Here is a 21360-nt window from a genome sequence, read left to right on the forward strand (position 1 = left end):
GGGCACCGATGGTCAGGCGAGGGCGCGGGCCGCAGCGCCGACCTTGCGCACCGAGGCATCGACGTCGATCGCGGCCGCGGCGATCCCGTCCATGTTCCGGCGCACGACCTCGACGCTCCGCGCCGCGGTCTGCATGTTGACGGACATGTCGCGGGTCACCGCGGCCTGCTCGGTCACCGCCGACGAGACGCTGAGCGAGATCTCGCTGAGATGGCCGATCGTCCGCGCGATGGCTTCGATCGCGCTCACCGCCTGATTGGTGGAATTCTGCACCGCCGCGATCTGCGTCCCGATCTCCTCGGTGGCTCGGGAGGACTGGTTGGCCAGGGCCTTCACCTCCGCGGCGACGACGGCGAAGCCGCGCCCGGCCTCGCCGGCCCGCGCCGCCTCGATGGTGGCGTTCAACGCCAGCAGGTTGGTCTGGTCGGCGATCGAGCGGATGACCGAGATCACCTCGCCGATCTTGTCGGCCGCGGAGGTCAGGCCCGCGACGATGCCGGAGGCCTCCTCGGCCCGGACCACCGCCTCGTCGGAGGCGGTCTTCGCCTCGACGGCGTGGCGACTGAGCTCTTCGATCGACGCCGAGAACTCCTCGGCGCCGGCCGCCACCGCCTGGACGTTGCCGGAGGTCTGGGCCGCCGCCTCCGCCGTGAGCGTGGCCTGATGGCTGACGTCGGAGATGGAACCCGTGATCAGGCCGAGATCCTGGTCGATCGCCTGCTGGCCCTGGCGCCGCCGGAGGCGGTCGGCCACCTGGGCCGTGACGTCGCTGGCGAACTTCACCACGGCGAGCACCCGCCCGTCGGCCCCCAGCACCGGATTGTAGGCGCCGTAGATCCACACCTCGCGGCCGCCCTTCGCCATGCGACGGAACTCGCCGGCCTGGTAGGCGCCACCCGCCAGCGCCGTCCAGAACGCCGCGTAGGCCGGCGTATTCCGGTCCTCCGGCGCCACGAACTGGCTGTGGTGGCGTCCCTGGATCTCGTCGAGGCGGTAGCCGAGGGTGTCGAGGAAGTTCGGGTTGGCGTCGGTGACGATGCCGTCCGGCGTGAAGTGGATCACCGCCTGCGAGCGGTTGATCGCCGCGATCTGCCCCGCATAGGCCGCATTGCGCTCGGTCTGGGCCGTGATGTCGGTGGCGAACTTGACCACCTTGATCGGCTTTCCGCGCCGGTCGAAGATCGGGTTGTAGCTCGCCTGGATCCAGATCCGGCGCCCATCCTTGGTGACACGGAGGAAGTCTCGCGCCTGGAACTCGCCGCGGCGCAGGCCGTCCCAGAACTGCCGGTAGGCGGGCGACTCACGCTCCACGGGCGGAACGAACTGGCTGTGAGGCCGGCCCCGGACCTCTTCGAGGGTGTAGCCGACAAGATCGAGGAAGATTTGGTTCGCATCCTGGACCGTTCCGTCCATGCCGAACTCGATCCGACCCTGTGATCGGTCGAGGGCATCCAGTGTTGCGCGAACGCCAAACCCTAACATCGCCATTCTCCTACCTTTACCCAGCGGCAGATCCCTGACTCATGCGGGCCGGATTCGCTATTCGATGGAATAAATATAAATCATCAACTCCGGATTAACGGCATTATCGATCCGGCGACTGCGTCGAAACAGATGCGGTCCGTCTCACCGATGGGTCCATATTGTCACAAGATCGTGAGCGAGTTGTCAGTGATATTGGCCCCGGCTCGAGGGCCGCGTGGGAGACCCGCAGCCGACGCGGCTGGATTTCGAGCTCCGTTCACGCATCGCGCGGCCCATGAACCTTGGCCGGTGCCTCGTGCGTTAGGCCCTCGATGATCGCTCGCGCCGCGCGGCGCTCCGATCGTTGCGAGACCGAGGGTTCCGATGCCGAATGTGCCGATGACGCGACGCCTGTCCGATCAACCGACGATCCCGAATCCGATACGCCCGCGCATCGGGCCACGCCCCGGGCAGCGGGCGCTGACCCTCGCGGCCGCCCTGCTGGGCACCGTCCTCGTGCCCGGACGCGTTCTGGCGCAGGACGCCCCCGGCGCGCCGGCCGCGCCCCTCACCAAGGTGGCGAGCTTCGACCATCAGGTCACCGGCGTCACCGTCTCCCGGGACGGGCGCATCTTCGTCAACTTTCCGCGCTGGACCGAGGACACCGAGGTCTCGGTGGCCGAACTGAAGGACGGCAAGCTGGTGCCGTTCCCGGATGCGGCCTGGAACGCCTGGCGCAACGCCCGCAAGGACGAGGTCGCGGCCAAGGACCACTGGGTCTGCGTGCAGAGCGTCGTGGCCGGCCCGAACGGCAACCTCTGGGTGCTCGATCCCGCCGCCCCCGCCATGGGAGCCCTGGTGCCAGGCGGTCCCAAGCTCATCGAGATCGACCTGAAGACCAACCAGCCCGCGCGCACCATCGCCTTCGACGAGAGCGTGGCGCCGCAGGGCTCGTACCTCAACGACGTGCGCTTCTCCCCCGACGGCAAGACCGCCTACCTCACCGATTCCGGTGCCAAGGGCGCCCTGGTGGTGGTCGACCTCGACGGCGGCCGCGCCCACCGGGTGCTCGACGGCGATCCGTCCACGCAACCGGACAAGAGCGTCACCGTGACGTATGACGGCAAGCCCCTGCGCAGGCCCGACGGCCGCGGCGTCGAGTTCGCCGCCGACGGCATCGCCCTCTCCCCGGACGGCAAGACGCTGTACTGGCAGGCGATCAAGGGCAAGACGCTCTACAGCCTGCCCACCGAGACGCTCGCGGGGAGCATCACCACCGCGCTGATGCCGACGGCGCTCGCCGACAAGAGCGTGGCGGGCCGCATCGACACCGTGGGCGAGAATGGGCCGGCCGACGGCCTGATCATCTCCCGCAAGGACGGCCGGATGTACGTGACCTCGCCGCAGGACGATTCGATCAAGGTCCGCGACCTCTCGGCCAAGGGAAATGCGCTGAGCACCGTGGTGCAGGACAAGCGCCTGCGCTGGCCCGACACCTTCGCCGAGGGTCCTGACGGGACGCTCTACTTCACGACCTCGCACATCCAGGATTCGGCCTTCTACAAGCCCGGCGCACCCGCGGCCCTACCGACGGAGCTGTGGAGCTTCAAGCCGGGTGCGACGGACGCCACGGGCTCGACCGCGCCGACCCCCGCCGCCCGCTGAACCGCTTTGCGCCACCCCGACCGGGGTGGCGCACCCGTCCACGCCTGACGCCGATCGAGGATCGATGCCGACGATACGACGACGCGCATGGCTCGCCGGCGCGGGCGCAATCCTCGCCCTGCGGGGATGGCCGGCCGAAGCGTTCCCGATCGTCCGGGTCGACGATCCGCGGCTGCGCGACGTGCTCGATCCCGGTGCTCCGCTGCGCACGCTCTACGCCGGCGGGCGCTGGTGCGAGGGCCTGTGCTACGCGCCCGGCCTCGGGGGGCTGATCGTCAGCGACGTCCGGGCCAACCGGATGATCCGGATCGCCGACGACGGCGGCGTACGCGTGTTCCGCGATCCCTCGAACAACGCCAACGGCAACACCCTCGACGCCGAGGGCCGCCTCGTCACCTGCGAGCATCGCGGGCGGCGCGTGGTGCGGCGCGAGCCGGATGGCCGCCTCACGGTGCTGGCCGACGCCTTCGCGGGCCGGCCGCTGAATTCCCCCAACGACGCCGCCCTGGCGCCGGACGGCGCGATCTGGTTCACCGACCCCGTCTTCGGCATCACCATGCCGGACGAAGGCCTGATGGCGACGCCGGCGCAGGCCGCCCGGCGGGTCTACCGCATCGATCCCTCGGGCCGGGTCGAGGCCATGACCGACGCCGTCGGCCAGCCCAACGGCATCGCCTTCAGCCCGGACGGCGCCCGCCTCTACGTCAGCGACACCAGCGCGGCCCTGAAGAACCCGGAGGGCGCCCGCACCATCCTGGCCGTCCCGGTGGTGGATGGCCGCAGGCTCGGCGCGCCGAAACCCTTCGTCACCGTGGAAGCCGGCGTGCCGGACGGCCTCGCGGTGGATGCCGAGGGCCGGGTCTACGCGGCCTGCTTCGACGGCGTACGGATCTACGCGCCCGACGGCACGCCCCTCGGCCGCATCGCCACCGCGACCGATGCCGCCAACGTCGCCTTCGGAGGCCCGGACGGACGGCGCCTCTTCATCGGCGCGGGCGCGAATGTCCTCGCCATCGACCTCAAGGTGCGCGGCTCCGCCCGAGGCTGACCCGCCACGCCCCATGTCCCGCTCGACCGGATCTCGCCATGACGCTCGCTCGCCGTGACCTCCTCGCTGCCGGCCTCGCCGGTGCCGGCCTTACCGGCGCGGCCGCCCTCTCTCTCCCGGGGGAGGCCGTGGCCGCGTCGCCGCCGGAGGTCGCCACAAGCCGGGCGGCGGGCGGGCTCGAACTCGCCTTCACGGCGAACGCGCCCTCGACCCCCACCGGCCTCGCCATCTCGGCCAGCGGCCGGCGCTTCGTGATGATGCCGCGCTTCAATGCCAAGGTGCCCTACACCCTGGGCGAGGTGCTGGCGGACGGCGAGGTCCGACCCTATCCCGACTCGGCGACGAACCAGCCCGATCCCGAACAGCCGCAGGCGCACCTGTTCCACGTGCCCAACGGCGTCTTCGACCGCGACGATACCCTGTGGTGCCTCGATGCCGGGCTGCCGGACGGCTCCGGCCCGCCGGTGAAGGGCGGGCCTAAGCTGGTGCAGATCCATCTCGCCGACGACCGCATCCGGCGCGTGGTGCCGCTGGAGGCCGGCATCACACCGACCTCGTCGCTCAACGACCTGCGGGTGGACATCCGCGACGGGTACGCCCGCGCCTACATCACCGATCAGGGCCAGGACGGGGAGGGCGCCATCCTGGCCGTCGACCTCACAACCGGCCGGGTGGTGCGGCGCCTCGCCGGCCATGCCAGCACCCAGTCGCAGAAAGGCCTCCTCAAGATCGTCGAGGACCGCCCGGTGATGCAGCGGAAGGGGGAGGGGCCGCCGCGCCCGGTCCAGGGGGGCGCCAACGGGATCGCGCTGAGCCCCGACGGCCAGCGCCTGTACTACGCGCCCCTGATCGGTCGCCGCCTCTACGCGGTGGAGACCGCGGCGCTCCTCGATCCCGAGGCCAGCGACGCGGCGGTGGCGGCCGGTGTCACGGACCTGGGCGAGAAGGGCATGACCGGTGGCCTCACCACCGATTCGAAGGACCGGGTCTACCTCGCCATGCAGGAGTTCAACGCCATCGGCCGGCGCGACCCCGACGGCACCGTGGCGATCATCGCCTCCGACCCCCGCCTGATCTGGGCCGACACGTTCTGGATCACCCCGGACCGCTGGCTGCACGTCTCGTCCGCCCAGGTGAACCGCCGCCCGGAATACAACGGCGGCGAGGACCTGCAGACGCCGCCCTACGCCATCCTGCGGATGCGGATCGACGCCGATCCGGCGTGAGGCGCGCGCGTCCTCGGCCCGGGGCACGGTCGAACCGTATCCCGGGATCACGCCCGGAGGTTGCAATGCAACCTTAAGGCTCGGTCCTTATGATTGCCGCGTGTGGGCCGCATCGGGGCGAGGCATGCCGCAGCGAAGGACGACGATCGACGCCATCCGCGGCCTCTGCCTGATCAACATCTTCGTGAACCACATCCAGGACGGCGCCATCGCGGCTGTCTCGCCGTCCCGACTCGGATTCTCCGACAGCGCCGACATCTTCGTCCTGCTCAGCGGAATCTCCGTCGCTCTCGCGGGGGGTCGGGCGTCGCGGCGCCGGGTCCCGGAGATCGTCGCCCATCTCTGGCGGCGGGCCATCCGGATCTACGCCTTCGACCTCGTCATCATCCTGTCGACGCTCGGTATCCTGGCGGCCATCCTCGCCCTGCGCGGCGTCGCGGGCGTGCATGCGGAGGAAACCGGCCTGCTGCGGGACCATGGCTTTCCGAGCGTGTTCAGCCACGCCGTGAGCCTGCGCCAGACGGTGGGCTACTCCGGCGTGCTGCGCCTCTACGTCGCCCTGATGCTGGTCGCGCCCCTCCTCCTGCGCCTCGCCGGATGGCGGTTCTGGGCGCCCCTGCCGCCGGCGCTGCTCGTCTGGCTCGCGGCCGGTCACTTCGATCTGGTGGTGAACAACAGCCTCACGGGCATACCCTTCGCCCTGACGGTCCTGCCCTGGATTCTCGTGTTCTCCCTCGGGATCGCGATCGGCCAGGGCATGGTCGGCGACGTCGCCCTGCCGCGCAGCCGGTGGTTGACCGGTCTCGCGCTGGCCTATCTCGCCAGCTACCTCGTCCTGGCCGTCGTCCTGGTCCGCCTCTGGCCGCCCGCGGCGGACTGGGCCGCGACGCGCAACGACACCTTCTGGTTCGGCGCGAGCAAGACCTACCAGTCGCCCCTGCGCGTCCTGCACGTTCTCGCCCTGGCCTACGTGGTGATGGCCCTGCCGCGGGCTCCGCTGATCCGCCTGCTGCACCAGATGCCACGCGACCACCTCCTGACCCGTCTCGGCCGTCGTTCCCTTCCGGTCTTCACCGCCGGCGCGATCGGGGCCGTGATCGCCAGCGAGGCGCTCGATCTCGCCGCCATTCCCCTCAGCGATGCATGGCTTCCCCTGCTGCTCCTGGAGGCCGGCATGATCGCGCTGTTCGTCGGCCTCGCCCTGCGCATCGGCCGGCGCCCGGGCCGGGCGGTGCCATCGCGCCCCGCGTCGCCGGACGGTCAAGCCTTCCCGGCGGCCATCCAGGCCCCGGCACCGGATCTCCGAGGTCCGGGCCTGCGGGGGAACACGGCGATCGCCTGACGCCCTATTCCGACCAGCGCAGGGCGGCGGCGGCGGCGAGCGTGCCGATCACGCCCGCGATCAGGCTGAGGGCGCCCAGGATCGCCAGCGGCGTGGTGAACGGGACGGTGCCGCCGAGGGCCGATTCACTCGCCGAGACCCCGAAGATCAGCGTCGGGATCATCAGCGGCAGCACCACGACCGCCAGGATGAGGCCGCCCCGACGGATCGAGGCGGTCAGTGCCGCGCCCACCGCGCCCACGAAGGTCAGGGCCGGCGTGCCCACCAGCAGGGTGAGGGCGGTCGCCGCCATCGCCCGGCCGTCGAGGGCGACGAGGAGGCCGAACAGGGGCGAGGCCAGCGCCAGCGGCAGGCCGGTGGTGAGCCAGTGGGCCAGCACCTTGGCGAGCACGACGCCCTCCAGGGGGGCCGGCGAGCCGGTCATCAGGTCCAGGGAGCCGTCCTCCTCGTCGGCCTGGAACAAGCGGTCGAGACCGATCAGGGTCGAGAGCACGGCGGCGAGCCAGAGGATCGCCGGCCCGATCCGCGAGAGCAGGTTGAGGTCGGGTCCGAGGGCGAACGGCACCAGCGCCACGATCATCAGGAAGAACACGAGGGAGAGCGCGCCCGAGCCGCCGACGCGGGCGGCCAGCGCGAGGTCGCGGGCGACGAGGGCCCTCAGGGCGCGCATCACCACCACACCTCGTCGGCGGCCGCCATCGACCGGGCCGCGGCAGGCGCGGCCGGCGCCGCGATCCGCAGGTCCTGCGCATCGGCGAGGCCGAGGGCCTGGTGCGTCGCCGCGATGACGAGGCCGCCCGCCGCGCGATGCCGCGCCATCATCCCGGCCAGAACGTCCTGCGAGGCGGCGTCGAGGGCCGCCGTCGGCTCGTCGAGGAGCCAGAGCGGGCGTCGGCAGACGAGGAGGCGGGCCAGCGCGACCCGCCGCCGCTGGCCGGCGGAGAGGTAGGCCACGGGAAGCCGCAGGGCGTGGCCGAGGCCGAGTTCCTCCAGGGCCGCGCGTGGGCTCGCGGTCGGCGCGCCGAGGAGGTCGCGGGCGAAGGCGAGGTTCTCCTCGGCCGTCAGCGGGCTCTTCAGCCCGTCGCGGTGGCCGACCACGTGCAGGCACTCGGACAGGGTCGCCTCGCCGACTTGCGCCACCGTGACCGTCCCGGCCTCGGGCTTGAGCCGGCCGGCCAGCACCGCGAGCAGCGTCGACTTGCCGGCCCCGTTCCGCCCGGTGATCGTCAGCGCCTCCCCCGGCCCGAGGGCGAAGGACAGGCCCGAGAAGATGCGGCGGCCGGAGCGGCGAACGGCGAGGTCTTGGGCGGTCAGCCGCACGGGGGGTCCTGCTGGAAGCGGAAGGTCCGCATATCCCGATCCCCGCGCAGCGTCCACGTGCATGCGCCGACCGAACAGATCCCACGCGCTGTCAGGCCCCCGGTAGCGGCCAGTTTCGAAGTGTTCTATAACGCGCGCAGGCTGCGCCGCGCGAGTTTCAGGGCGTCCAAATCGCCCTTCGCGCATCATCCTCATCCGGGCACCCCCGGGGCGGCGCGCGCTTCACAGCGCTCCCAGCCGAACACGTGTTTTCGTGGCGCAGGTTATGCCTGCGCGTGTTCGACCAACCGCTCGCGAGGAATTACAACGCCGTGGCATCGCTCGACAGCTTCCAGTCTCGCCAGACCCTCACCGTCGGAGACAAGTCCTACACCTTCTACTCGATTCCCCATGCCGAGAAGGCGGGCCTCGCCGACGCCACCGCGCTGCCCTTCTCGATGAAGGTGCTGCTCGAGAACCTGCTGCGCTTCGAGGACGACCGTTCGGTCAAGAAGGACGACATCTCGGCCACCGTCGCCTGGCTCGGCAACAAGGGCAAGACCGAGACCGAGATCGCCTTCCGCCCCTCCCGCGTGCTGATGCAGGACTTCACCGGCGTGCCGGCCGTCGTCGACCTCGCCGCGATGCGCGACGCGATGGTGGCGCTGGGCGGCGACCCGCAGAAGATCAACCCGCTGGTGCCGGTCGACCTCGTGATCGACCATTCGGTCATCGTCGACGAGTTCGGCACCCCGAAGGCGCTGGCCGACAACGTCGCGCTGGAATACTCGCGCAACGGCGAGCGCTACACCTTCCTCAAATGGGGCCAGTCGGCCTTCGACAACTTTTCCGTCGTGCCGCCCGGCACCGGCATCTGCCACCAGGTGAACCTGGAATACCTGTCGCAGACCGTCTGGACCAAGACGGAAGACGGCGCAGAGCTGGCCTATCCGGACAGCCTCGTCGGCACCGATTCGCACACCACCATGGTCAACGGCCTGGCCGTGCTCGGCTGGGGCGTCGGCGGCATCGAGGCCGAGGCCGCGATGCTCGGCCAGCCGCTCTCGATGCTCATCCCCGAGGTCGTCGGCTTCAAGCTCTCGGGTAAGCTGCCCGAGGGCACCACGGCCACCGACCTCGTGCTCACCGTCACCCAGATGCTGCGCAAGAAGGGCGTGGTCGGCAAGTTCGTGGAGTTCTACGGCCCCGGGCTCGACGACATGGCGGTGGCCGACCGCGCCACGATCTCCAACATGGCCCCGGAATACGGCGCCACCTGCGGCTTCTTCCCCATCGACCAGAAGACCATCGACTTCCTCAAGGTCACCGGCCGCGCCGACGACCGGATCGCCCTCGTCGAGGCCTACGCCAAGGCGCAGGGCATGTGGCGCGATGCGGCCACGCCGGACCCCGTCTTCACCGACACGCTGGAGCTCGACATGGGCGACGTGCGCCCGTCGCTCGCCGGCCCCAAGCGTCCGCAGGACCGGGTGCTCCTCGACGGCGCCAAGCCCGGCTTCGCCGCCTCGATGGAGACCGAGTTCAAGAAGGCCGCCGACATCGCCAAGCGCTATCCGGTGGAGGGCGCCAACTTCGACATCGGCCACGGCGACGTGGTGATCGCCGCCATCACGAGCTGCACCAACACCTCGAATCCGAGCGTGATGATCGGCGCCGGCCTCCTGGCCCGCAACGCGGTCGCCAAGGGCCTGCGCTCGAAGCCCTGGGTGAAGACCTCGCTGGCGCCCGGCTCCCAGGTGGTGGCCGAGTACCTGGAGAGCGCCGGCCTGCAGAAGCCCCTCGACGCCCTGGGCTTCAACCTCGTCGGCTTCGGCTGCACCACCTGCATCGGCAACAGCGGGCCGCTGCCGGCCCCGATCTCGAAGGCGATCAACGACAACGACGTCGTGGCCGCCGCGGTGCTCTCGGGCAACCGCAACTTCGAGGGCCGCGTGAACCCCGACGTGCGGGCGAACTACCTCGCCTCGCCGCCGCTCGTCGTCGCCTACGCGCTCGCCGGCTCGATGCAGATCGACATCACCACCGAGCCGCTGGGGACCGGATCGGACGGCCAGCCCGTCTACCTGAAGGACATCTGGCCCTCGAGCGCCGAGGTTCAGGAGTTCATCGAGGCCAACATCACCTCGACCCTGTTCAAGTCCCGCTACGCCGACGTGTTCGGCGGCGACGACTACTGGAAGGCCGTCGAGGTCACCGAGGCCGAGACCTTCCAGTGGGATTCGACGTCCACCTACGTGCAGAACCCGCCCTACTTCGTCGGCATGCAGAAGACCCCGGCGCCGGTGGAGGACGTGGTCGAGGCCCGCATCCTCGGCCTGTTCCTCGACTCGATCACCACCGACCACATCTCGCCGGCCGGCAACATCCGGGCGAACTCCCCGGCGGGCGCCTACCTACAGGAGCATCAGGTCCGGGTGCAGGACTTCAACCAGTACGGCACGCGCCGCGGCAACCACGAAGTCATGATGCGCGGCACCTTCGCCAACATCCGCATCAAGAACCAGATGGTCCGCGACGAATCCGGCAACGTGGTCGAGGGCGGCTGGACCCTGTTCCAGCCCTCGGGCGAGCGGATGTTCATCTACGACGCCGCGCAGAAGTATCAGGCCGAAGGGACGCCGCTCGTCGTCTTCGCCGGCAAGGAATACGGCACCGGCTCGTCGCGCGACTGGGCGGCCAAGGGCACCAAGCTGCTGGGCATCCGCGCCGTGGTGGCCGAGAGCTTCGAGCGCATCCACCGCTCGAACCTCGTCGGCATGGGCATCGTGCCCCTGGTCTTCCAGGGCGACACGTCATGGGCCTCGCTGGGCCTGAAGGGCGACGAGACGGTCTCGATCCGGGGCCTGTCCGGCGACCTGAAGCCGCGCCAGACCATGATCGCCGAGATCACCTCCGCCGACGGCACCAAGCGGGAGGTCCCGCTGACCTGCCGCATCGATACCCTCGATGAGCTCGAATACTTCCGCAACGGCGGCATCCTGCCCTACGTCCTGCGCTCGCTGGCGGCGTAAGACCTGAGGCGTCCCGATGACGAGGCCTCGCCCGAAAGGGCGGGGCCTTTTTTCGTTCTTACGCGCGTCGCCAAGGCGACGGCGTCACCCGAGGAAGCGCAGACCGACGGCCTTCCGCTTGACGCCACGGCGCGCCCGGTCGAAACCGCGACGCATGACGATGCGCCCCATCCTCCTGACCAACGCCACCCTGTGCGACCCGGCCACGGATCGGCAGGCGCCCGGCCACGTCCTCGTGCGCGACGGCCTGATCCACGATGTCGGCTGGGGGCCGCTGGCGGGCGTGCCGGACGAGGCCGAGACGATCAATTGCGGCGGCCATGTCCTCAGTCCCGGCCTGATCGACCTGCGCGCCTTCGTGGGCGAGCCCGGCGCCGAGCATCGCGAGACCCTGGCCAGCGCCAGCGCGGCGGCGGCGGCCGGCGGCGTCACCACGCTCGTCTGCATGCCCGACACCAACCCGGTCATCGACGGGCCGGCCATCGTCGATTTCGTGCTGCGCCGCGCCCGCGACACCGCCAGCGTCCACGTCCTGCCGGCCGCCGCGATCACCAAGGGCCTCGCCGGCCAGGAGATGACCGAGTTCGGCCTGCTGCAGGAGGCCGGCGCCGTGGCCTTCACCGACGGCCTCAAGGCGGTGCGCAACGCCCAGGTGATGCGCCGCGCCTTGACCTATGCCCGCGACTTCGGCGCCCTGCTGATGCAGCACGTGGAGGAGCCGGACCTCGTCGGCGACGGCGTGATGAACGAGGGCGAGATGGCCTCCCGCCTCGGCCTCCTCGGCATCCCGCGCGAGGCCGAGACCGTGATGCTGGAGCGCGACATCCGCCTCGTGCGCCTCACCGGCGCCCGCTACCACGCCGCGATGATCTCCTGCGCCGATTCGGTCGAGATCGTGCGCCGGGCCAAGGCGGACGGGCTGCCCGTCACCTGCGGCGCCTCGGTGAACAACCTCGTCCTCAACGAGGGCGACATCGGCCATTACCGCACCTTCTGCCGGCTCTCGCCGCCGCTCCGGCACGAGACCGACCGGCTCGCCCTGGTGGCGGGCCTCAACGAAGGCGTGATCGACGTCGTTGTCTCCGACCACAACCCGCAGGACGTCGAGACCAAGCGCCTGCCCTTCGCCGAGGCCGCCGACGGGGCCCTCGGAATCGAGACGCTGCTCGGCGCGGCGCTCCGGCTGGTCCATACCGGCGACGTCGCCCTGCCGCGCCTGCTGGCGGCCCTGACCACGAGCCCGGCGGCCCTCCTCGGGCGCGCGGCCGGTCGCCTCGCGACCGGCGCCCCCGCCGACCTCGTGCTGATCGACCCCGACCTGCCCTATGTCCTCGACAAGCGCGCGCTGAAGTCGCGCTCGAAGAACTCGCCCTTCGACGAGGCACGCCTGCAGGGGGCCGCCGTCCTGACCATGGTGGCGGGCCGCCTCGTCTTCCGCGCTCCCACCGAGACCGAGGCCGCCGCGTGACCGCTCTCGACGCATTGCCCTGGCCCCTCCTGCTGGCGGCGCTGGCGGGGGGCTACCTCCTCGGCTCGATCCCGTTCGGGTTGATCCTGACCCGCTATGCCGGGCTCGGCGACGTGCGGGCGATCGGATCGGGCAACATCGGCGCCACCAACGTGCTGCGCACCGGGCGCAAGGGCCTCGCGGCCGCCACCCTGCTGGGCGACGCCCTGAAGGGCACGCTCGCGGTGCTCCTCGCCGGACGCTTCGGGCTGGAGCCGGCCCTCGTCGCCGGCTTCGGCGCCTTCCTCGGACACCTGTTCCCGGTCTGGCTCGGCTTCAAGGGGGGGAAGGGCGTGGCGACCTTCCTCGGCGTCCTCCTGGCGCTGAGCCCGCTCGGCCTGCTGGCCTTCGCCGCCATCTGGCTCGGCCTCGCCTTCACGCTGAAATACTCCTCCCTCGCGGCGCTGGCGGCATCGGCCCTGACGCCGCTCGTCCTGTGGGCGCTCGGACAGCCACCGGTTGCATTTCTGTTTCTCCTGCTCGCCGCCCTGCTATGGTGGAAGCACGCGCCCAACATCCGCCGGCTGATCGACGGGACCGAGGGGCGCATCGGGCAGAAGGGCTGAGGCCTGGGCGCCCGCTCCGGAAGGGGAGGGCGATGCAACTCACCGATGCCCAGCGTCTCGACTGGCTCCGCCTGATCCGCAGCGAGGGCATCGGCCCGCGCAGCTTCCGGACCCTGATCAACCGCTTCGGCGGCGCCGGCCCGGCCCTCGAGGCCCTGCCGGGCCTCACCGGTCGCAGCGGTCGGCGCATCACCCCGCCGAGCCGGGCCGAGGCCGAAGGCGAGATCGCCGCAGCCGGTCGCCTCGGCGCGCGTCTCGTGGCGCTCGGGGAGGCGGACTATCCGAAGCTGCTGCAGGCCGCCGATTCGGCGCCGCCGCTGATCGCGCTCCGCGGCGAGGCCGCGATCCTGAATCGCCCCGCCATCGCCATCGTCGGCTCGCGCAACGCCTCCGCCGCCGGCCTCGCCTTTACCGAGCGCCTCGCCCGCGGCCTCGGCGAGGCCGGCCTCGTCGTGGTCTCGGGGCTGGCCCGCGGCATCGATGCCCGCGCCCACCGGGCCGCCCTGGTGCCCGGCACGGTGGCGGTGTTGGCGGGGGGACAGGACCGGATCTACCCAGCCAACCACGCCGCCCTGGTCGAGGCGATTTTGGAAGCGGGCGGGGCGGTCCTGGCCGAGATGCCGATGGGGTGGGAGCCGCGCGGGCGCGATTTTCCCCGGCGCAACCGCATCATCTCGGGCCTCGCCTACGGCACCGTCGTGGTGGAGGCAGCCCGCCGCTCGGGCTCGCTGATCACCGCCCGCTTCGCCCTGGAGCAGGGCCGCGAGGTCTTCGCCGTGCCGGGCTCGCCCCTCGATCCACGGGCGGAAGGGACCAACGACCTCATCCGCCAGGGGGCGACGCTGGTCTCCGACACCAGCCACGTCACGGATGCCATCGCCCCCTTGCTGACGCGCGGCGCTGATCCGCACAGCGCCGAGGCCCTGGCCGTCGACCGGCCGGACCTCGCCGACGCCCCGATCTTCTGGGACGAGCTCGACGTCGACGGCATCGTGCTGCCGATGCCGGCCGAGGATTTCGCCGCGCCCGGACCTGCCGACGACCGCGCCCGCCTGATCGCCTATCTCAGCCCGACCCCGATCGGGACCGACGAGCTGGCGCGGACCGCCGGCCTCGGCGTCCGCGTCGTCCAGACCATCCTTCTGGAGCTGGAGCTCGACGGACGCATCGAGCGCCACGGCAGCGGCGCGGTGTCGCTGGTGGGCTGAAGACCCTCACGCGTCGTCGTCGGGTTCCCCGTCGCCCAGCGCCCGGCGCATCTGGTCGAGGCACCCCTGCAGGATGTAGGCGGCGGCCAGCATGTCGACGACCTCGCCGCGCTTGGCCCGCGAGGCATCCGCCGCGATCAGCGCGCGGGTGACGGCGGCGGTGGAGAGGCGCTCGTCGCAGTAGAGGACGGGCAGGGGCAGCAGCGGCTTCATGTTGCGCACGAAGGACCGGGTCGACTGCACCCGCGGGCCCTCGCTGCCATCCATGTTGAGGGGCAGGCCGATGACGAGGCCGCCGACGGCGTGCATCTCGCACAAGGTCCGCAGGCGCGCGACGTCGGGGGTGAACTTCACCCGCCGGATCGTTTCCAGGGGCGAGGCGATCTGGCGCCCGACATCCGACAGGGCGAGCCCGATCGTCTTGGTGCCAAGGTCGATCCCGATCAGGCGGGGTCCGCCCTGCGACTCCTCCGCGAAGGCCCGCATCTCGGCCTCGTCCATGTCCGTCGCTCTCCCGTGATGGCGCCTCTCCTGCGCGATCCGGCCCCGACCGGCAAGCCATGCCGCCAGGTCGGCGCAGGACCTCCGGGTCAGTGCAGGCCGGCCGAGCCTTCGGTGCCGTCGCCGACGAAACTCGTGGGGAGGGGCTCGGCGCCCATGCCGAGGATGCCGCGCACCGCCGGTCCCTGGCTCCGCCGCATCAGGTCGACGAGGTCGGCCCCGCCGAAGCGCACGGATTCGAGGTCGGCGCCCAGGACCCAGATCTCGTACTCGTCGCGCCCCGGCACCACGTCCCAGAACAGGAACTCGCCGGCCTCGGAGCGCCCGAAGAAGCCTGCCCGCTCGACCACGCCGGGATCGTCGCCCTCGACCTCGAAGCGATGCTCCGGCCGGTCGCCGAGGACGGCGGCGATGCTGTGGGCGATCAGCTCGGAATGGGCGACGAGGTCGGTCTCCGGGGCCTCGCTCGGGACCGCGACGCGGAAGTAGCCGTTCGCGAGCCCTGCCCCGAGGGTCCGGCAGAAGGTGCGGTAGCTCTCCGGCAGGCCGTAGCCGAGCTCGGCCTCGGCCCGGTCGAGGGCCGCTTCGGTCGCCACCGGACCCGGCGCGCAGGGCGAGAACACCGTCTCCCACATGAAATCCACCTCCGGCTGGCCGTTAACCTTAAAGAAACGTTGTCATAGCCTTGCCGGGACCGGATCGGCCAGGGCATCGTTAATCGATCGTTAAGACGCCGGATCCCGAACGCATGCCCCACCCGATCGCCCAGCCGAACCCCGCGCGACGCCGGATGCCCCTGCGGCACAAGCTGATGCTGGCGCTGGCCTGCGAGATCCTGCTCGTGGGGTTCCGGCAGGCGGACTTCGTCGCGTCCAGGGCCGGCATCCTCATCGAGTCGCCGATCCTGCCCCATCACGCGATCGCCTGACGCCCCGGCATCCGCGCGCCGCGGCGGCCCGCGAAGAGGCCCGGCGTTGCGAGCGCGCGAAGGCGGGTGCTATAGCCCGGCCCGACGCCCCATCGCCCGCGGAACCCCGCCGGGCCGCGGTGGGAGCCTGAGGATCTGAAGACAGCATGTCGGTCGACGCAACGACGGTGAGGCGCATCGCGCACCTGGCGCGCATCGCGGTGAGCGAGGACGAGGTCGCTCCCCTGCAGGGCGAGCTCAATGCGATCCTGGCCTTCGTCGAGCAACTCGGCGCGGTGGACGTGATGGGGGTCGAGCCGATGACCTCGGTCACCCCGATGGCGATGAAGAAGCGCGAGGACGTGGTCACCGACGGGGCCAAGGCCGACGCCATCGTGGCCAACGCCCCCGAGACCGAGGACCATTACTTCCTCGTGCCGAAGGTCGTCGAGTAGGCGCACGCGCCGCCGACCCCGAAACCCGGCCGCCCCGAGGGACGGTCCGCCCGGCGCCCGAACGGCGACGGCGGCTCCCCGGGACCCACCAGGACGAGCGCCCAGGACTCTGCCGCCCATGACCTCTCTGAACGAACTCACCCTGGCGGAGGCCCGCGACGGGCTGAAGGCCAAGGACTTCTCCGCCACCGACCTGACCCGCGCGCATCTCGACGCCATGGAGAAGGCGCGGGCGCTGAACGCCTATCTCGTCGAGACGCCCGACCGGGCCATCGCCATGGCGGAGGCGGCCGATGCGCGGATCGCCGCGGGCCAGGCCCGTCCGCTGGAGGGCATCCCCCTCGGGATCAAGGACCTGTTCTGCACCGAGGGCGTGGCGACCACGGCCGGCTCGAAGATCCTCGAGGGCTTCACTCCGGCCTACGAATCGGCCGTGACCGCCAATCTCTGGCGCGACGGCGCGGTGATGCTCGGCAAGCTGAACCTCGACGAGTTCGCCATGGGCTCGTCCAACGAGACCTCCGCCTACGGCGACGTGGTCTCGCCCTGGCGCCGTGCCGGATCGGACGCCAAGCTGGTGCCGGGCGGCTCGTCGGGCGGATCGGCAGCGGCGGTGGCCGCCCGTCTCTGCCTCGGCGCCACCGCGACCGATACCGGCGGCTCGATCCGCCAGCCCGCCGCCTTCACCGGCACCGTCGGCATCAAGCCGACCTACGGCCGCTGCTCGCGCTGGGGCACGGTGGCCTACGCCTCCTCCCTGGACCAGGCCGGTCCGATCGCCCGCACGGTGCGCGACTGCGCGATCCTGCTCGGTTCGATGGCCGGCCAGGATGCGCGCGACACCACCTGCGCCGACCTGCCGGTGCCGGACTTCGAGGCCGCCATCGCCCGCGGCGTGAAGGGACTGACCATCGGCATCCCGAAGGAGTACCGGGTCGAGGGCATGTCGGCCGAGATCCAGGCGCTCTGGGACCGGGGCGCGGCCATGCTCCGGGACGCCGGCGCCACGTTGCGGGAGATCTCGCTGCCGCACACGCAATATGCCCTGCCGGCCTACTACATCGTCGCCCCGGCGGAGGCCTCCTCGAACCTCGCCCGCTACGACGGCGTGCGCTACGGCCTGCGCGTGCCGGGCAAGGACATCGCCGGGCTCTACGAGAACACCCGCGCCGCCGGCTTCGGCCGCGAGGTGAAGCGCCGCATCATGATCGGCACCTACGTGCTCTCGGCCGGCTACTACGACGCCTATTACGTGCGCGCCCAGCGCATCCGCACCCTGATCAAGCGCGACTTCGAGCAGGCCTACGCCTCCGGCATCGACGCGATCCTGACCCCCGCGACCCCGTCGGCCGCCTTCGGCATCGGCGAGAAGGGCTCGGGCGACCCGGTCGAGATGTACCTGCAGGACGTGTTCACCATCACGGTGAACATGGCGGGCCTGCCCGGCATCTCGGTGCCCGCCGGCCTCGACGCGCAGGGCCTGCCGCTGGGTCTCCAGCTCATCGGCCGCCCCTTCGACGAGGAGACGCTGTTCGCCGCCGCCCAGGTGATCGAGGACGCCGCCGGACGCACGAAACTGCCCGCCGCGTGGTGGGCATGAGGCGCACCCGATGACGGTCCCGGTCTATCCCTTCGACGTCTGGATCTGGGCCGCCTTCGATCCGGTGCTGATCGCCATCGCCCTGGTGATGGGCTGGAAGTCGGACCAGTTCGTGAAGGTCATCCTCGTCTCGCTGATGGCCTTCGCGGTCTCGGTCTTAGTGTCCTGGGCCGTGACCGCGATCGGCATTCCCTGGCCGGCGCCGGTGAGCCACGACGGGCCGACCTTCTTCCCCGTGCGCTGGATCGCGGGCTTCCTCTGGGGCACCCTGGGCTTCCTGGCCCACCAGCTCTATCGCCTGCGCGCTTGACCGCGCCGACCGGCGCTTCCACCTTTCCGGCGCGCATCCGCGCCCCGCAACGCTGAACTCGGGCCATCATGACCGCTGCCGTGAACCCCAAGAAGCTCATCAAGGGCGGCCTGCACGACTGGGAGGTCGTGATCGGCATGGAGATCCACGCCCAGGTCACGAGCCGCTCCAAACTGTTCTCCGGCGCCTCCACGGAATTCGGCGGCGAGCCGAACGACCACGTCTCCCTGGTGGACGCGGCGATGCCCGGCATGCTGCCGGTCATCAACGAGGAATGCGTGGCCCAGGCCGTGCGCACCGGCCTCGGGCTGAAGGCGCAGATCAACCACCGCTCGGTGTTCGACCGGAAGAACTACTTCTATCCGGACCTGCCGCAGGGCTACCAGATCAGCCAGTTCAAGGATCCGATCGTCGGCGAGGGCGAGGTGCTGGTCGATCTGCCCGACGGCGAGTCGATCACCGTCGGCATCGAGCGCCTGCATCTGGAGCAGGATGCCGGCAAGTCCCTGCACGACCAGAACCCGACCCAGAGCTTCGTCGACCTCAACCGTTCCGGCGTCGCCCTGATGGAGATCGTCTCGCGGCCGGACCTCCGCTCGTCGGAGGAGGCGCGCGCCTACGTGACCAAGCTGCGCACCATCCTGCGCTACCTCGGCACCTGCGACGGCGACATGGAGAAGGGCTCGCTGCGCGCCGACGTGAACGTCTCGGTCCGCAAACCCGGTGACCCGCTCGGAACCCGCTGCGAGATCAAGAACGTCAACTCGATCCGCTTCATCGGCCAGGCCATCGAGACCGAGGCCCGGCGCCAGATCGCGATCATCGAGGATGGCGGCACGATCAGCCAGGAGACCCGCCTGTTCGACCCGGGCAAGGGCGAGACCCGCTCCATGCGTTCCAAGGAAGAAGCGCACGACTACCGCTACTTCCCCGATCCGGACCTGCTGCCGCTGGAATTCGACCAGGCCTACGTGGACGCGCTCGCCGCCGGACTGCCCGAGCTGCCCGACGCCAAGAAGGCGCGCTTCATCGAGTCCTACGGGCTCAGCGCCTACGATGCCGGCGTTCTCATCGCCGAGCGCGCCTCGGCCGATTACTTCGAGGCGGTCGCCAAGGGCCGCGACGGCAAGGCCGCGGCGAACTGGGTCATCAACGAGCTGTTCGGGCGCCTCAACAAGGAGGGCAGGGGCATCGAGGCGACCCCGGTGTCCGCCGACCAGCTCGGCGCCATCGTCGACCTCATCGGCGAGGGCGTGATCTCGGGCAAGATCGCCAAGGACCTGTTCGAGATCGTCTGGTCCGAGGGCGGCGACCCGCGCCAGATCGTGGAATCGCGTGGCATGAAGCAGGTGACCGACACCGGGGCCATTGAGGCCGCCGTGGACGAGATCATCGCAAAGAACCCCGAGAAGGTTCAGCAGGCCAAGGAAAAGCCGACCCTGCTCGGCTGGTTCGTCGGCCAGACCATGAAGGCCACCGGCGGCAAGGCCAACCCGGCGGCGGTGAACGCCCTGCTGAAGGCGAAGCTCGGGATCGAGTAGGGATCCGGCCCGCATCCGACATCTCGGAGGCGGTCGAGACCGAGTGGCGAACGGTCCGTCCGACCGGGCGACGCACGCATCGCCCACTGGGCGCGGTTGCCCCCCTCGCGGGCGGACGACCTCAGCGTGAAGCCGCGCTCCGTTCCCGGGCCTTCACGCATGGGTCGAGCCGCTCGCGTGGAAACGCAGCGGCGAAACCTCAATAGAAAAGTGGGTGGTCGTCCGGCGCAAGGCGCGCCCGCCGGCCTGATAACATCGGCGGCGGAAGCGGCCGAGGTGGGGCCTGGTGCATGTCTGAAGTCGTGCCGTGTTGGCCGCTTCTGCGCCCCGGAGACCGCTTCCGTCCCGTAATTCGCGTCGTGCGCTGCTCAACGTCCAGGTCGAATCAGCCCTGGATGATCGCCGCAGCCGCCTGCTGGGGTGGAGTCATTCCCGCATCTCCTGCTTCTCGTCGGTCATGATCGTTTACCGATCAGGGCCTCCTCGTTGCTTGAGCTGTGCTTTGCCGTCGAAGCACCACAACAAGGTGCGACCAGATCGACGATGCGTCAAGAGCCTATTTGCGCGTTTTCGCGACTGTATTCATTCCCATCGCCGCGGCCTTGAAAACGTGTTGTGGCACAGCCCCTTGGCCGTCCCTGCAACCGGACGGCCCGGCACCACAGCCTACGGGGTGGGAGCGGCCGCCCCGGCGAAGCGGCTGCGCAGGCGGGCGAGCCAGTCCTGGCGGTGGGCGCCGGGCTCGCCGACCGAGACGGTGGCGGTCATGCCGGCGACCAGGGTCACGCCCTCGGGCACCCGCTCGATCCGGATGCGCACCGGCACGCGCTGGGCGAGGCGGACCCAGGTGTAGACCGGATCGACATTGGGCAGCCCCTGCGTGCTCGCGGCGGCGTTGGCGGTGCTGATGCCCAGGGTGATGCTCTCCACCCTGCCGCGGATCAGGGGGTCGTAGCCGAGGAGTTCGGCCGAGACCGGGTCGCCCACGTGGATATGGGCCATCTTGGTCTCCTCGAAATAGCCGTCGATCCAGAACGAATCGGTGTCGATGACGGCGATGTTGACCGTCCCGGTGGTGGCGTAGTCGCCCGGGCGCAGGAGGAGGTTCGTCACCCGGCCGTTCACCGGCGATCGCACCTGGGTGCGTTGAAGGTTGACCTTGGCCTGCGAGAGCTGCGCCTTGGCCGAGGCCACCGCCGCCTCGGCGATCTTGGCGGTGCCGGCATATTGCTGCTTCTCCTCGACGGAGGTCGAGAGGGTGGTCAGCGCCTCGCGCCGGGCGGCCTGGGTCTGCTTGACCTGGAGGTCGGCCTCGCGGTTGTCGAGTTCGGCCTGGGCCGAGGTCACCGAGACCTCGAAGTCGAAGGGGTCGATGACGTAGAGGATGTCGCCCTTCTTCACGGTCTGGTTGTCGGCGACGCGCAGCTCCGTGATCTGGCCCGAGACCTGGGGCGCCACGCTGGCGACCTGCACGCGTACCCGCCCGTCGCGGGTCCAGGGGGCGGTGACGTAGAACTGCCAGACCAGGGCCGCCGCGACGAAGGCGCTGACCAAGATGAGCGCGGTGACCAGCAGGCGCAGCACCCGGCGGCCGCGCCCGGGAGCGGGAGAGCTCGTGTCCGGCCCCGAGGCGGATGGCCGGGCCTTCGATTCTGCGGCGGCGGTCTCGGCGGGCGGGTCTTGAGCCAT

The 21360-nt window shown here is 70.7% G+C and carries 19 protein-coding genes; 13 read left to right on the forward strand and 6 right to left on the reverse strand.

Features of this window, described 5'->3' with window-relative positions; genetic code table 11:
* Positions 1 to 12: 12 nt before the first annotated feature.
* Positions 13 to 1488: a methyl-accepting chemotaxis protein gene (locus ASF49_RS05175; protein ID WP_056468847.1), complete on the reverse strand. Its 1476-nt coding sequence runs from the start codon at positions 1486 to 1488 to the stop codon at positions 13 to 15.
* Positions 1489 to 1863: 375 nt separating this feature from the next.
* Here ASF49_RS05175 and ASF49_RS05180 point away from each other — a divergent pair, with 375 nt between their 5' ends.
* The 4 genes from ASF49_RS05180 (at position 1864) to opgC (ending at position 6745) form a co-directional block, all read left to right on the forward strand.
* Positions 1864 to 3129 carry an L-dopachrome tautomerase-related protein gene (locus ASF49_RS05180; RefSeq protein WP_082510904.1) on the forward strand — a complete coding sequence of 422 codons (1266 nt, stop codon included), beginning with the start codon at positions 1864 to 1866 and terminating at the stop codon, positions 3127 to 3129.
* 64 nt (positions 3130 to 3193) lie between these two features.
* Positions 3194 to 4177: an SMP-30/gluconolactonase/LRE family protein gene (locus ASF49_RS05185; protein ID WP_156652867.1), complete on the forward strand. Its 984-nt coding sequence runs from the start codon at positions 3194 to 3196 to the stop codon at positions 4175 to 4177.
* 38 nt (positions 4178 to 4215) lie between these two features.
* Complete coding sequence (locus ASF49_RS05190) at positions 4216 to 5403, forward strand: SMP-30/gluconolactonase/LRE family protein (RefSeq protein WP_056468852.1); 1188 nt, start codon at positions 4216 to 4218, stop codon at positions 5401 to 5403.
* A 124-nt stretch (positions 5404 to 5527) separates the two neighbouring features.
* On the forward strand, positions 5528 to 6745 hold the full coding sequence (opgC, locus tag ASF49_RS05195; protein WP_082510886.1) for an OpgC domain-containing protein: 1218 nt from the start codon (positions 5528 to 5530) through the stop codon (positions 6743 to 6745).
* A 4-nt stretch (positions 6746 to 6749) separates the two neighbouring features.
* On the opposite strand, the gene ccmB is transcribed toward opgC, so the two are convergent.
* Positions 6750 to 7415, reverse strand: coding sequence for a heme exporter protein CcmB (gene ccmB, locus ASF49_RS05200; protein ID WP_200930014.1), 666 nt, complete (start codon positions 7413 to 7415; stop codon positions 6750 to 6752).
* A complete protein-coding gene (gene ccmA / locus ASF49_RS05205) occupies positions 7415 to 8065 on the reverse strand; it encodes a heme ABC exporter ATP-binding protein CcmA (protein ID WP_056468855.1) in 651 nt (216 codons plus the stop codon). Before ccmA ends, ccmB begins: the two co-directional genes overlap by 1 nt.
* A 311-nt stretch (positions 8066 to 8376) precedes the next feature.
* Here ccmA and acnA point away from each other — a divergent pair, with 311 nt between their 5' ends.
* The 4 genes from acnA (at position 8377) to dprA (ending at position 14357) form a co-directional block, all read left to right on the forward strand.
* The gene (acnA, locus tag ASF49_RS05210) at positions 8377 to 11076 is read left to right on the forward strand and encodes an aconitate hydratase AcnA (protein WP_056469194.1); all 2700 of its coding nucleotides are present in this window, start codon (positions 8377 to 8379) and stop codon (positions 11074 to 11076) included.
* A 160-nt stretch (positions 11077 to 11236) separates the two neighbouring features.
* The gene (locus ASF49_RS05215; protein ID WP_056468858.1) at positions 11237 to 12544 is read left to right on the forward strand and encodes a dihydroorotase; all 1308 of its coding nucleotides are present in this window, start codon (positions 11237 to 11239) and stop codon (positions 12542 to 12544) included.
* The gene (gene plsY / locus ASF49_RS05220; protein ID WP_056468860.1) at positions 12541 to 13149 is read left to right on the forward strand and encodes a glycerol-3-phosphate 1-O-acyltransferase PlsY; all 609 of its coding nucleotides are present in this window, start codon (positions 12541 to 12543) and stop codon (positions 13147 to 13149) included. Before ASF49_RS05215 ends, plsY begins: the two co-directional genes overlap by 4 nt.
* Before the next feature lie 32 nt (positions 13150 to 13181).
* The gene (gene dprA / locus ASF49_RS05225; protein WP_056468862.1) at positions 13182 to 14357 is read left to right on the forward strand and encodes a DNA-processing protein DprA; all 1176 of its coding nucleotides are present in this window, start codon (positions 13182 to 13184) and stop codon (positions 14355 to 14357) included.
* Positions 14358 to 14363: 6 nt separating this feature from the next.
* Here dprA and ruvX read toward each other — a convergent pair whose 3' ends face one another.
* Together ruvX and ASF49_RS05235 are read right to left on the reverse strand one after the other, a co-directional pair.
* Positions 14364 to 14858 (reverse strand): Holliday junction resolvase RuvX, encoded by a 495-nt coding sequence (gene ruvX / locus ASF49_RS05230; protein WP_056468864.1) that lies wholly within the window; start codon positions 14856 to 14858, stop codon positions 14364 to 14366.
* Between the two features lie 89 nt (positions 14859 to 14947).
* Positions 14948 to 15493: an SMI1/KNR4 family protein gene (locus ASF49_RS05235; protein ID WP_056468867.1), complete on the reverse strand. Its 546-nt coding sequence runs from the start codon at positions 15491 to 15493 to the stop codon at positions 14948 to 14950.
* 113 nt (positions 15494 to 15606) lie between these two features.
* Here ASF49_RS05235 and ASF49_RS05240 point away from each other — a divergent pair, with 113 nt between their 5' ends.
* The 5 genes from ASF49_RS05240 to gatB all read left to right on the forward strand — a co-directional run bounded on the left by ASF49_RS05240 (position 15607) and on the right by gatB (position 19671).
* Entirely contained in the window at positions 15607 to 15786 is a 180-nt protein-coding gene (locus ASF49_RS05240; RefSeq protein ID WP_056468869.1) for a hypothetical protein, read from the forward strand.
* A 146-nt stretch (positions 15787 to 15932) separates the two neighbouring features.
* Positions 15933 to 16220, forward strand: a complete 288-nt coding sequence (gene gatC, locus ASF49_RS05245) for an Asp-tRNA(Asn)/Glu-tRNA(Gln) amidotransferase subunit GatC (protein WP_056468872.1) — start codon at positions 15933 to 15935, stop codon at positions 16218 to 16220.
* A 118-nt stretch (positions 16221 to 16338) separates the two neighbouring features.
* The gene (gene gatA / locus ASF49_RS05250) at positions 16339 to 17820 is read left to right on the forward strand and encodes an Asp-tRNA(Asn)/Glu-tRNA(Gln) amidotransferase subunit GatA (RefSeq protein WP_056468875.1); all 1482 of its coding nucleotides are present in this window, start codon (positions 16339 to 16341) and stop codon (positions 17818 to 17820) included.
* A 10-nt stretch (positions 17821 to 17830) separates the two neighbouring features.
* Entirely contained in the window at positions 17831 to 18130 is a 300-nt protein-coding gene (locus tag ASF49_RS05255) for a hypothetical protein (protein WP_056468880.1), read from the forward strand.
* A gap of 68 nt (positions 18131 to 18198) precedes the next feature.
* Positions 18199 to 19671, forward strand: coding sequence for an Asp-tRNA(Asn)/Glu-tRNA(Gln) amidotransferase subunit GatB (gene gatB, locus ASF49_RS05260; RefSeq protein WP_056468883.1), 1473 nt, complete (start codon positions 18199 to 18201; stop codon positions 19669 to 19671).
* A gap of 666 nt (positions 19672 to 20337) precedes the next feature.
* Here the strand turns inward: gatB and ASF49_RS05265 are convergent.
* Positions 20338 to 21360 (reverse strand): efflux RND transporter periplasmic adaptor subunit, encoded by a 1023-nt coding sequence (locus ASF49_RS05265; protein WP_056468887.1) that lies wholly within the window; start codon positions 21358 to 21360, stop codon positions 20338 to 20340.

Origin of the sequence: Methylobacterium sp. Leaf104 (genome assembly GCF_001422885.1) — a bacterium.
GTDB lineage: Bacteria > Pseudomonadota > Alphaproteobacteria > Rhizobiales > Beijerinckiaceae > Methylobacterium.